The 12,676-nt window shown below is 58.7% G+C and carries 11 protein-coding genes; all 11 read right to left on the bottom strand.

Going from position 1 to position 12,676, the window contains the following annotated elements:
- Positions 1-59 precede the first annotated feature (59 nt).
- The gene (gene mrdA, locus MHZ89_RS15895) at positions 60-1,937 is read right to left on the bottom strand and encodes a penicillin-binding protein 2 (protein ID WP_311783825.1); all 1,878 of its coding nucleotides are present in this window, start codon (positions 1,935-1,937) and stop codon (positions 60-62) included.
- A gap of 189 nt (positions 1,938-2,126) precedes the next feature.
- Entirely contained in the window at positions 2,127-2,840 is a 714-nt protein-coding gene (gene deoD / locus MHZ89_RS15890) for a purine-nucleoside phosphorylase (RefSeq protein ID WP_033752378.1), read from the bottom strand.
- Positions 2,841-2,874: 34 nt separating this feature from the next.
- Positions 2,875-4,098 (bottom strand): phosphopentomutase, encoded by a 1,224-nt coding sequence (gene deoB / locus MHZ89_RS15885; RefSeq protein WP_311783824.1) that lies wholly within the window; start codon positions 4,096-4,098, stop codon positions 2,875-2,877.
- Positions 4,099-4,210: 112 nt separating this feature from the next.
- On the bottom strand, positions 4,211-5,539 hold the full coding sequence (gene deoA / locus MHZ89_RS15880) for a thymidine phosphorylase (RefSeq protein WP_311783823.1): 1,329 nt from the start codon (positions 5,537-5,539) through the stop codon (positions 4,211-4,213).
- Positions 5,540-5,598: 59 nt separating this feature from the next.
- A complete protein-coding gene (gene deoC, locus MHZ89_RS15875) occupies positions 5,599-6,378 on the bottom strand; it encodes a deoxyribose-phosphate aldolase (RefSeq protein ID WP_126690304.1) in 780 nt (259 codons plus the stop codon).
- Positions 6,379-6,551: 173 nt separating this feature from the next.
- Entirely contained in the window at positions 6,552-7,328 is a 777-nt protein-coding gene (locus tag MHZ89_RS15870; protein WP_311783822.1) for a TatD family hydrolase, read from the bottom strand.
- The gene (locus MHZ89_RS15865) at positions 7,325-8,377 is read right to left on the bottom strand and encodes a patatin family protein (protein WP_311783821.1); all 1,053 of its coding nucleotides are present in this window, start codon (positions 8,375-8,377) and stop codon (positions 7,325-7,327) included. The genes MHZ89_RS15870 and MHZ89_RS15865 overlap by 4 nt, the downstream gene beginning before the upstream one ends.
- 213 nt (positions 8,378-8,590) lie before the next feature.
- Entirely contained in the window at positions 8,591-8,752 is a 162-nt protein-coding gene (locus tag MHZ89_RS15860) for a DUF1328 domain-containing protein (protein WP_065426276.1), read from the bottom strand.
- A 99-nt stretch (positions 8,753-8,851) separates the two neighbouring features.
- The gene (gene osmY / locus MHZ89_RS15855) at positions 8,852-9,466 is read right to left on the bottom strand and encodes a molecular chaperone OsmY (RefSeq protein WP_269950307.1); all 615 of its coding nucleotides are present in this window, start codon (positions 9,464-9,466) and stop codon (positions 8,852-8,854) included.
- A gap of 259 nt (positions 9,467-9,725) precedes the next feature.
- Positions 9,726-11,309, bottom strand: coding sequence for a peptide chain release factor 3 (gene prfC / locus MHZ89_RS15850; RefSeq protein ID WP_120454707.1), 1,584 nt, complete (start codon positions 11,307-11,309; stop codon positions 9,726-9,728).
- A gap of 263 nt (positions 11,310-11,572) precedes the next feature.
- A complete protein-coding gene (locus MHZ89_RS15845) occupies positions 11,573-12,676 on the bottom strand; it encodes a M20 peptidase aminoacylase family protein (RefSeq protein ID WP_311783820.1) in 1,104 nt (367 codons plus the stop codon).

The raw sequence follows: 12,676 nt of genomic DNA, 5'->3' as shown, positions 1-12,676 counted from the left end.
GTGCGGGCGTAAATAAGAGGACTTCGGTAACGCTCTGCCACGGCAGATAAGCCGCTGCTTTACGGCTGATGCGCCGTCTCGACCGGCGCCGGGGTCGGCGGCGGCAGGAAGATATGGTCGAGGATCTCGCGCATAACCGGCGCGGCGGTCACGCCTTCATTGCCGCCGTTCTCCAGAATCAGCGCCACCGCAACCTTTGGATTGTTAAAAGGCGCGAACGCGGTATAGAAGATATGGTCGCGCAGGCGCACCGGGATCATCTTCGCGTTATAGGTCTGGTTCTGCTTCAGGCTGAACACCTGCGAGGTGCCGCTCTTCGCCGCAATGCCGTAAGGCGCGGTATGGAAATACTTATAGCCGGTGCCGTTCGGCGCGTTAGCCATGCCGAACATCGCGCGGCGCACCAGCGCCCAGTAAGGCGAGCGCGCGTCGCCGATCTGCGGCTGAGGCAGCGCAGGCTGATAAAGCTCCACCGATTTGCCGCGCTCCGCTTTTGCCAGCAGATGCGGCGCAATCACTTTACCGTTATTGATCAGCGCTACCATCGCCTTCACCATCTGAATCGGCGTGGCGATCCAGTAGCCCTGCCCAATACCCACCGAGACCGTGTCGCCCTGATACCACCCTTTTTTATGCACCTTGAGCTTCCAGTCGCGGCTCGGCAGCAGGCCGTTGTACTCTTCGTTTAGGTCGATGCCGGTTGATTTGCCGTAGCCGAACTGGCTGAGCATGCTGTGAATACGGTCGATGCCCATCATAAACGCCACCTGATAGAAGAAGGTGTCGGCGGACTCCTCAATCGCTTTGGTGACGTCCAGCATGCCGTGGCCGCTCTTTTTCCAGTCGCGGTAGCGGCGGTCGGTGCCCGGCAGCGTCCAGGTCGGCGCGCCGAAGAAAGTGGTCTGCGGCGTGATGACGCCGGTCAGCAGCGCCGACATCGCCATATAGGGCTTCACCGTTGAAGCAGGCGGATAGAGTCCCTGAGTGACGCGATTAATCAGCGGCAGATTCTTGTCCTGCAACAGCGTCTTGTAGGACTGATAGCTGATGCCTTTTACAAAGGGGTTAGGATCGTAGCTGGGGCTGGAGACCATCGCCAGCACCGAGCCGTCGTGCGGATCCTCCACCAGCACCGCCGCGCGCTGCCCGGCCAGCAGGCTCTCTATGTACTGCTGCAAATGCAGATCGATGGTCAGGGTAATATTTTTACCCGCGACCGGCGGCACCTCTTTCAGCACGCGCACGATGCGGCCATGGTTATCCACTTCCACTTCCTGATAGCCGGGCTTGCCGTGAAGCAGCGATTCGTAATAGCCCTCGATGCCCTGCTTGCCGATATTATGGTCGGCGGCGTAGTTCTCCGCGATGCCCGCGGCGTTCAGACGCTTATAGTCGTTGTCGTTAATCTTGGAGACGTAGCCGACAACGTGCGCTAAGTCCGCGCCGTAAGGATATTCACGATCCTGATAGGTATCGATGCTGACGCCGGTAAAGCGATACTGATTCACCGAGAAGCGCGCCACCTCTTCGTCAGTCAGCTCCTCTTTCAGCATCACGGGTTTGTAGCGGCTGCTCTGCTTCAGCGCGCGGGTAAAGGCGTCGATCTCGTCCGGCTTCAGGTCAACGATGGGTGTCAGCGCTTTCAGCGTCGCCTGCATATCGTCGATTTTGTACGGCGTCAGCGTAATGTCGTACCAGGTGACGTTATGCACCAGCGGAATACCGTTGCGATCGTAGATCAGCCCGCGCGTCGGCGCGACTGGGATCATTTTGATATCGTTCTGGTTAGATCGCGTCTGATAGTAGCTGTGATCGCGCACCTGCAGTCGATAGAGGTTAACGCCGAGAATAGTGAAACAGATAACGACCAGCGCAAAGGCGACCAGCGCGCGACGCGCGAAGAGCTTTTCTTCAGCTTCGAAATTACGAAAATTCATTAGGCGGCATTGGCGGACAGGTTATTTTTTGTTGTCGCGCTAATGATAGGCAGCTAAGAGGTGAGCACCAGCAGGAAGATGCACAGGAGTGGTGAAAAGTGTGTCATTTGGTGAGAATGTTACGAAAATCGCCTGATATTCCCCGTCTCGCGTTTTATACGGACGAGACGGGGAGAGGCAAGCGCAGGCTTAGTCGCCCAGCAGCACCGACTCCAGCGCGATCTTAATCATATCGTTGAAGGTGGTCTGACGCTCGGCAGAGGTGGTCTGCTCATGGGTGCGGATATGGTCGGAAACGGTGCAGATGGTCAGCGCTTTCGCGCCAAATTCTGCCGCCACGCCGTAGATACCCGCCGCTTCCATCTCTACGCCCAGGATGCCGTACTTTTCCATCACGTCGAACATCTGCGGATCTGGCGTGTAGAACAGGTCGGCAGAGAAGATGTTGCCGACGCGCGCGTCTACGCCCAGCGCCTTAGCCGCGTCAACCGCGTTGCGCACCATGTCGAAGTCAGCAATCGCCGCGAAGTCGTGATCCTTGAAACGCATGCGGTTGACTTTAGAGTCGGTGCAGGCGCCCATGCCGATAACGATATCGCGCAGCTTAACGTCCGCGCGTACCGCGCCGCACGAGCCGACGCGGATGATCTTTTTCACGCCAAAGTCGGTAATCAGCTCTTTGGTGTAGATCGAGCAGGACGGGATGCCCATGCCGTGGCCCATAACGGAGATTTTGCGGCCTTTATAGGTGCCGGTATAGCCCAGCATGCCGCGCACGTTGTTTACTTCAACCGGATTTTCCAGAAAGGTTTCCGCGATGTGCTTCGCGCGCAGCGGGTCGCCAGGCATCAGCACGACGTCAGCGAAATCGCCCATTTCTGCATTAATGTGAGGAGTTGCCATTGTTGTTTATCCTTTTTAAATTCAGCGGCTCTGTTTACAGCATGCTCTTGCCGTAGTCCATATCGGACAGGCCAAAATAGTGCGCAATCGTCTGACCGATATCGGCGAACGTCTCGCGATAGCCCAGCGAGCCGGGTTTAACTTTCGGTCCGTAGATCAGAATCGGAATATGCTCGCGCGTATGCTCGGTGCCCTGCCAGGTTGGATCGCAACCGTGGTCAGCCGTCAGGATCAGAATGTCATCCTCTTTTACCAGCGCCATCAGCTCCGGCAAACGACGGTCGAACAGCTCCAGCCCACCCGCGTAGCCGACGACGTCGCGGCGGTGTCCCCAGGTCGAGTCGAAATCGACGAAGTTGGTAAAGACGATCGACTGGTCAGGCGCGTTTTTCATCTGCTCGATAGTGGCGTCAAACAGCGCGTCCAGACCGGTGGCTTTGACCTTTTGCGTAATGCCCTGATGAGCGTAGATATCGGCAATTTTACCTACCGAGATCACTTCGCCGCCCTTCTCGTCCACCAGCTTTTTCAGCATGGTCGGCGAAGGCGGTTCGACAGCCAGGTCGTGGCGATTGCCGGTACGCTCGAAGCTGCCCGCTTTGTCGCCGACAAACGGACGCGCGATAACGCGGCCGATATTGTAGCCGCCTTCGGTCAGCTCTTCGCGGGCAATCTCGCACAGTTCATAGAGGCGATCGAGACCGAAAGTCTCTTCATGACAGGCGATCTGGAACACCGAGTCCGCCGAGGTATAGAAAATCGGCTTGCCGGTTTTCATATGCTCTTCGCCCAGCTGGTCAAGGATCACCGTCCCGGAAGAGTGGCAGTTGCCCAGATAGCCCGGCAATTTCGCGCGCTCGACCAGCTTGTCGAGCAGTTCCTGCGGGAAGCTGTTCTCTTTGTCGGTGAAGTAACCCCAGTCGAACAGCACCGGCACGCCCGCAATTTCCCAGTGGCCGGAGGGAGTATCTTTACCGGAAGAGAGTTCGCTGGCGTAGGCGTAAGCGCCTTTGATTTCCGCATTGGGATCGAGGCCCAGCGGGAAGCGGCCAGTCGAAAGCTCGGCGGCTTTACCCAGCCCCAGCGCGGTCAGGTTCGGCAGATGCAGCGGGCCTTTACGGCCTTTGTCCGCTTCGCCGTTAAAGCACGCCTCGGCGATATGTCCCAGCGTGTCCGATCCTGCGTCGCCGAATTTATCGGCGTCTTTGCTTGAGCCGATTCCGAAGGAATCAAGCACCATAATAAAAGCACGTTTCATGCAAGTCTCCTGCGCATATGCGCGTGACAAGTCAAAAAAAAGCGATCAGATCAGTATACCCGAATGCCTGCTCAGAGGCAGCATAAAGCCGCACTTTTGCGGCCTGATAATGTTATGTGCTGGCGCTAACGCGGCGATAGACCACGGGCGTGGCTTCCGGCGCGCTGTCGCTCAGCGTGACCGCCGCCTTCACCGCCGCGGCCGCCTGCAGCCAGCTCGCCTCGCTGCTGGCATGCACGATCGCCAGCGGACGCTGCGTATCGGCGCGTTCGCCCAGGGTAATCATATCGCTAAGCCCCACGCTGTAGTCGATAGCGTCGCTGGCGCGCTGGCGCCCGCCGCCCATCGCGACCACCGCCATCCCCAGCGCGCGCGTATCCATGCTGCTGACGATGCCGGAGCGATCGGCGTAGACCGCCTTGCTGAGCATCGGCTGCGGCAGATAAGCCTCGTGGCGCTCGATAAAATCAGCCGGGCCGCCCTGCGCCGCGACCATCCGCGCGAACACGTCCGCCGCCTGGCCGTTTTCCAGCACCTGCAACAGCTTACGGCGCGCCTCTTCTTCGCTGGCCGCCAGCTTGCCGGAGATGAGCATTTCGCTGCACAGCGCCAGCGTGACCTCCAGCAGACGCGGATTGCGCTCCGCGCCGGTGAGAAAGCGCACCGCTTCGCGCACTTCCAGCGCGTTGCCTGCGCTTGAAGCCAGCACCTGGTTCATATCGGTCAGCAGCGCAGTGGTTGTGCAGCCCGCGCCGTTCGCCACGCCGACAATCGCCTGAGCCAGCTCAAGCGAGGCTTCGAAGGTCGGCATAAAGGCGCCTGACCCGACTTTAACGTCCATCACCAGCGCATCCAGCCCTTCCGCCAGCTTTTTCGCCAGGATAGAGGCGGTGATCAGCGGGATGGAATCCACGGTCGCGGTGATATCGCGCGTGGCGTAGAAGCGCTTATCCGCCGGCGCGAGCGAGCTGGTCTGGCCGATAATCGCTACGCCTGTCTGTTTGATGATCTGGCGGAAGCGATCGTCGTCCGGGAAAATATCAAAGCCAGGAATAGCCTCCAGCTTGTCCAGCGTGCCGCCGGTATGGCCGAGGCCGCGTCCGGAGATCATCGGCACATAGCCACCGCAGGCCGCCACCATCGGCCCCAGCATCAGCGAGGTAACGTCGCCGACGCCGCCGGTTGAGTGCTTATCAACCACCGGCCCGTTGAGATTCAGCGACTGCCAGTTCAATACGGTGCCGGAGTCGCGCATCGCCATGGTGAGCGCCACGCGCTCCGGCAGCGACATATCGTGAAAAAAGATGGTCATCGCCAGCGCGGCGATCTGTCCTTCAGAAACGCTGTTGTCGCGCACGCCGTTGATGAAGAAGCGGATCTCCTCTTCACTCAGCGTCTGGCCGTCGCGTTTTTTACGAATGATTTCTTGCGGCAGAAACAAAGTCGCCCCCTTAATCAGGGTTGTGATGAGAATGGCGGCCTGCGGCCGCCGTCACGCAATCAGTAGCCCGCTTTGCTGGAAGCGGTCTGATGGCCCAGCGCATTCAGCAGGCTGGCTAACAGGCTGGATGCGCCAAAGCGGAAGTGGCGCGCGTCGGCCCAGCCTTCGCCCAGGATATCGTCCGCCAGCTTGAGGTAGATGGCTGCGTCTTCCGCGCTGCGCACGCCGCCCGCCGGTTTAAAGCCGACCTTCTCTTTCACGCCTTTATCGCGGATCACGCTCATCATGATTTGCGCCACTTCCGGCGTGGCGTTGACCGGCACCTTGCCGGTAGAGGTTTTGATAAAGTCTGCGCCTGCGTCGATGGCGATTTCAGAAGCCTGACGGATCAGCGCTTCATCTTTCAGCTCGCCGCTTTCAATAATCACCTTCAACAGTACGTCAGCCTGCGCGCACGCCTCTTTACAGGCTTTTACCAGCTCAAAGCCGATCTGGGCGTTGCCAGCGATCAGGGCGCGATAAGGGAAGACCACGTCCACTTCATCTGCGCCATAGGCGATGGCTGCGCGGGTTTCCGCCAGCGCGATATCAATATCGTCATTGCCGTGTGGGAAGTTAGTCACGGTGGCGATGCGGATATCGGGCGTGCCCTGCTCGCGCAGCGCTTTGCGCGCGACCGGGATAAAACGCGGATAGATGCAAATCGCGGCGGTATTGCCCGCTGGCGATTTCGCCTGGCGGCAGAGCGCGATCACTTTCTCGTCGGTATCGTCTTCATTCAGGGTGGTCAGATCCATCAGTTGCAGCGCGCGCTGCGCCGCAGCGGTAATGTCGGTCATGGTGTTCTCCAGATAACAAACTGGCGTTAAAGCGCCGGTTGAATGTGATAATTCTAACAACAGAAAGCGGCATTTTATGTGGGATTCATCACACTGCCGCCATGAACGGAATGCGTTAGGGCTAATTATAACGCAGAGAAGCGTGATGTTACTATTATCACATCAGGAGAGCATTAATCAGGCAGGTTGAACAGGCGTTGCGTGTTGCGCCACAGCGCCTCGGCGATCGCCTGCGGCGGCTCCGGGCGCAGTTCACACAGGGTTTGCCACACCAGCCGCGCGCGCTCTGGCCGGTTCGGCTGCCCCTGGAAGCCGTACAGCGGCATATCGGGCGCGTCGGTCTCCAGCAGCAGCGCTTCCAGAGGCAGCTGCGCCAGGGTGTTGCGGGTTTTGCTGGCGCGCGCATAGGTCAGGGTGCCGCCGACGCCGATAGCGTAGCCGAGCCTGATAAAGGCCTGCGCCTGCTGCAGGCTGCCGGCGAAACCGTGTACCACGCCGCGGCGCGGCAGATCGTGACGGCGCAGATGCAGCGCCAGCTTGTCGTGGGTGCGGCGCGAATGCAGGATCACCGGCAGTTCATACTGCTTCGCCAGCCGTAGCTGCGCATCCAGCAAATATTCCTGACGCGCAAAATCCGGATTTTCCATATAGAGATCGAGGCCGATCTCGCCTATTGCCACCAGCTTCGCCGGTTTGCGTTGCAGCCAGCTTTCCAGCTGGTCGAGATGCGCATCCTCGTGGCGATCGATGGCGATGGGATGCAGGCCGAGCGCCGCATATAGCGCCTGATGCTGGGCCGCCAGCGCGGCGATACCCGCAAAACGGCTGGCATCGACCGCCGGTACGATAATGCGCTCCACGCCCGCCTCGGCGGCGCGCGCAATGCTTCCCTCTTCATCGCCGACAAAGGGCGGGAAATCGAAATGGCAGTGGGTATCGGTAAATCTCATGCCAGTGAACCTTCATCATAGTCTGCGTCGTTGCCCGCGACCGGCGGCGTCATAACTGGCCGGTTGTCAGGCGCGTTAGCCACAGGCGCGGGCGGCGTGACGGTGGTATAGCGCGTGAACGGCTCGGCGTCGCTTAACCACTTGCCCAGCGTGGCGAGAAAGTAGCAGCCGCAGCGTCGTCCCAGATGATAGTCCTGATTTAAAGAGGAGATGCGGCTGCCCAGCGCCATACTCGCCAGCACGTGCGGCGGATAGATTTCGATAATACGCAGGTCGTCGGGCGGCTGCTCAATAAACTGCTGAATTTCACGGTAGCTCGCTTCGTGATGGTGCAGGATATTGATCATCGGCTGCAGCGCGCTGGCGCTAAGCCAGCGCTCCATACGCTTCACCCATTTTGGCGTGTAGAACATCTGCGACGGTACGGTGCGGATCACTACAATGGTGTCTGCGCCGCGTCGCGCGGCTTCCCGCACCGGAATGGCGTCGCTGATGCCGCCGTCGAGATAGCTGATGCCTTCCAGATCGACGCCGAGCCGGTAGAAGCCGGGGATGGCGCTTGAGGCTTTAATCAGATCGTGCCAGTTGGCGCTGGTGGGCGCGAAATAGCCGGGCGTGTAGTCGTCGCTGCGGCAGGCGCACATATAAAATTCGCGCCCGCCGTCGAACAACAGTCTGCCGCTCTCCAGCGCCAGCGGAAATTCGCGCTGGGTAACGTCAATGAGCCAGTCGAGATCGATCAGATTACCGCCGCGCACGAAACGCAGCGGATCGAAAAAGAGTTTGCTGGTGGTATAGCGCGTAATAACGCGTCGCGCGTAGCCTTGCTGCCCGCAGACAAAGGCTGAGAGATTCTGCGCGCCCGCCGAGGTGCCGATAAAAAGATCGAAGGGATTGAATTTCGCTCGCTGGAACTCATCCAGCACGCCTGCGGTAAAAATGCCGCGTTGACCGCCGCCTTCGCAGACCAGGGCGATTTTTTGTGCTTTAAAGGGGGATAGTGCTAAAGGCTCTGTTGCGCCCAGCGTTACAGGGATCCGGATACCCACTTCTGTTCCTCAGAAGGGTTCTGAGGTTTACTGTTGCATCAGTCCACTCACGCAACGGCATCCCGGAGAACCAGCCATGTTCTTCTCCCGACCCGCCGCCACTCTCTCTGGCGACGGCTGCCGCGCGTAGTGCGTTATCCTTAACGCCGCGCGGCAGCTGGCTGGCCTCCGCTTTATGCATGCTCGTTGCAAAAATCAGAATGACACAACCGGTCAGGGTCGTTTGCGGCCGGTAAACAGGCTCACGAGGAACAGGATAATACCGACAACGAAGACAACTTTAGCCGCCCATGCTGCCGTACCGGCGAGGCCGCCAAATCCTAACGCCGCCGCGATCAGTGCAATTACCAGAAAAATAATACCCCAACGAAACATAAGCCTCTCCTTACCATAGTGAAATCGAACTGCTTGTTTCTTCCCAGTTTGGGTCTTGTTTTGTCAGTACGGCGTCACGCAGACGCCGCGCTCACGACGTTAAGACTTCACGGTCAGGTCATTCTTAACGCTTTTCACGCCTTCAATGGCTTTCGCGATGCTTTCAGCGCGATCCGACTGCGCTTTAGTCGCGACGGTTCCTGAGAGCTGGACGACGCCGTCAGTGGTTTCTACCTTGACGTTACGCGAAGGAACAATGTCATCGGCTAACAGTTTAGCTTTAATTTCGCTAGTCGTTGCCGCATCGCCGGCATATCCCTTCATACTTTGTGATTTGCTGTCTTTAACGTGCAGTTTGTCGCTGACGGATTTCACACCTTCCACTTTTTTCACGGCGGCGACGGCTTTTTCAGCCTGATCCTGCGAGGTGACAAAACCGCTCAGGGTCACTACGCCATCGTGCGTTTTCACGGAGATATCCGTACTTTTTATTGCTTCGTCATCCACCAGAGCCGCTTTGGCTTTTGCGGTGACGGCGCTGTCATCCATAAATCCATCGACTTTTTTCATAGAACTATTGATTTTCGCACCGGCGTTATCCGCGCTTTGCTGCGCTTTTTGCGTCAGCGAGTCATCAGCCAGGGCGCTGCCGCTTAACAGGGCGGAACCAACCATTACCGCCATCAGCGTTTGGGCAATCTTAGTCTTATTCATCGATATCTTCCTTCTGTCAGTGAGCTCACCCACACCCGTGGGCGCAACAGCAGCAAACGGCGCTGCTGCATCGTTGGACGTCATTAAGAAGTAACTTCTCTTTTGCCGTCCGACAGAATAATCATAGTCGGTGTTTCGCGTTCTGCTTGAATAACTGGTTGATCACACGCCAGTTAAGAGAAAAAACAGCATTTTTAGGAGGAGTCTGGAAGGGAAGAACAGGGCCAGCCAAAGCTGGGCGGCCCTGTTGTAGCGCGGATTAATGCTCGCGGGTTTTGCGGAAGATTACGTCAGGATAGCGTTCCTGCGTGATGTTCAGGTTCACCATGGTCGGCGCGATGTAGGTCAGGTTGTCGCCGCCGTCCAGCGCGAGGTTGACCTCGTTTTTACGCTGGAACTCGTCGAATTTCTTCGCATCGCTGCACTCAACCCAGCGCGCCGTGGAAACGTTAATCGCTTCGTAGATCGCTTCGACGTTGTATTCGCTTTTCAGACGCGCCACAACGACGTCAAACTGCAGCACACCCACCGCGCCAACGATCAGGTCGTTGTTGTGCACCGGACGGAACACCTGTACCGCGCCCTCTTCCGACAGCTGTACCAGCCCTTTCAGCAGCTGTTTCTGCTTGAGCGGATCGCGCAGGCGGATACGACGGAACAGCTCAGGGGCAAAGTTCGGAATGCCGGTGAACTTCATGTTCTCGCCCTGAGTAAAGGTGTCGCCGATCTGGATGGTGCCGTGGTTGTGCAGGCCGATGATATCGCCCGGCCAGGCCTCTTCTACGTGCGAGCGGTCACCCGCCATAAACGTCAGCGCGTCGGAGATCACCACATCTTTGCCGGTGCGCACCTGGCGCAGCTTCATGCCCTTCTCATATTTACCAGAAACGACGCGCATAAAGGCGACGCGGTCGCGGTGTTTCGGGTCCATATTGGCCTGAATTTTAAACACGAAGCCGGTGAACTTCTCTTCCTGCGCGGTAACGGTACGCACGTCGGTCGCGCGCGGCATCGGCGCAGGCGCCCAGGAGACCAGGCCGTCAAGCATATGATCGACGCCGAAGTTGCCCAACGCGGTGCCAAAGAAGACCGGCGTGATTTCGCCGCTCAGGAACAGCTCGCGATCGAATTCATGCGAAGCGCCTTTTACCAGCTCCAGCTCCTCGCGCAGCTGCGCCGCCAGCTCTTCTCCGACCGCGTTATCCAGCTCCGGGTTATCCAGCCCTTTGACAATGCGCACTTCCTGAATGGTGTGGCCCTGCCCCGTCTGGTAGAGATAGGTTTCGTCGTTATAGAGGTGGTAAACCCCTTTGAACAGCTTGCCGCAGCCGATAGGCCAGGTGATCGGCGCGCAGGCGATTTTCAGCTCGCTCTCCACCTCATCCAGCAGCTCCATCGGGTCGCGGATATCGCGGTCGAGCTTGTTCATAAAGGTCAGGATCGGCGTGTCGCGCAGGCGAGTAACTTCCATCAGCTTGCGGGTACGATCCTCGACGCCTTTCGCCGCGTCGATCACCATCAGGCAGCAGTCCACCGCCGTCAGGGTGCGGTAGGTATCTTCCGAGAAGTCTTCGTGCCCTGGGGTGTCGAGCAGGTTGACCAGGCTCTCACGATAGGGGAACTGCATTACCGAAGTAGTGATAGAGATGCCGCGCTGCTTCTCCATCTCCATCCAGTCCGATTTAGCGTGCTGGCTGGAGCCGCGGCCTTTTACCGTACCGGCAGTCTGAATAGCCTGTCCGAACAGCAGCACTTTTTCAGTGATGGTGGTTTTACCGGCATCGGGGTGCGAAATGATCGCAAAGGTGCGGCGGCGCGCCACCTCTTGCATGAAATTAGACATGAGTGAGTTCTTCTCATCGAGGCAACGTCACACGAGAGGACGCTGCAGAGTAATCATGATGGCCGGAAATCCGGCAGGTAAACGGAGCCAGGCGTGACGCAACAGCGTCAGAAGGCGGTGGTTGATGCGCGTTCTACATTGGCGGCGATTCCGGTTACCCAGTCTTCGTTAAGGCGGCATAGCATACAATATTTTGCGCGCGGCGGCGAACAGAGGCAGGGAAAATTTCAGCACAGCCCGCCCTCAGGCGGGCATTCGCCTGGTTACCCCAGCACCCTTTTTACGCAGGATTTGAAAATATTCACGCCGTTTTCCAGCGCGTTAAGATCGAAGTGCATATCGGGATGATGCAGGCCCGGCACCAGGTTGGTGCCCAGTCCCCAGAAGCCCGCCTTCACGTTCGGGCGCTTCACCGGATAAAAGAAGAAGTCCTCGCTGCCCGGCGTGGTTTTCGCCTCCAGCAGCCCCTCTGCGCCCAGCACCTCGGTAATCGCCGCGCGGATCACCTCCGTCGCCTCATTATCGATCTCCGCCGCAGGCATCTCTTTCAGCACCACGATGTTCGCCGTGCCGCCCAGCGCTGCGACGCTGTGCTGGATCGCCTGGGTTACCTTCTCTTTCAGCGCCTCCATCGGCGCGTTCTCCTGCGAACGCAGATCCCATACCACCCGCGCCTCGTCAGGCACCGAGTTGGTGACGCCCGCGTCGCAGAGAAAACGGGTCGCCTTCACGCTCCAGTTAAGCCCCGGCGAGAGGTGAATCGCGTTTACCGCATTGACCGCCTGCACCGCCGCGTCCAGCGCGTTAACGCCGAGATGCGGGCGCGCGGCGTGCGCGGGCGCGCCTTTGATAGTGGCTTCCAGCGTCGAGCAGGCGGAATAGAGTACTGCTGGCGTCGCCTGGCCGACCACGCACTCCTCCAGCGGACGCAGATGGAAACCGAAGATCATCTCCACGTCATCCAGCGCGCCGCCTTCTACCATCGCCAGCGCGCCGGCACCCAGCTCTTCGGCTGGCTGAAACAGAATTTTCAGGCGTCCTTTTTTTACCGCGCCTTCCGCCAGCAGCTCCTGCGCGGCGGTCAGCACCACGGAGGAGTGGCCATCGTGACCGCAGGTATGGCGCGCGCAGGCCACGCCGTCGATAATATGGCCGAGCGCGTCCATATCGGCGCGCAGCGCCAGCACCGGCCCAGGCACGCCGCTGTCGATCTCCGCCACGATACCGGTGGTCTGGTTGATATTACGCGTTACCTTCAGCCCCGCCTTTTCCAGCTGTTCGGCGATATAAGCAGAGGTTTTAAATTCCTGAAAGCCCAGCTCCGGAATTTCATGCAGGTAGTGATAATGCTCTAAGACCTTTGACAC

It is taken from the genome of Pantoea sp. ACRSB (assembly GCF_022346905.1).
GTDB lineage: Bacteria > Pseudomonadota > Gammaproteobacteria > Enterobacterales > Enterobacteriaceae > Pantoea > Pantoea piersonii.
Note: the sequence above shows the minus strand (reverse complement) of the source record. Positions and strands in the feature narration are given on the sequence as shown.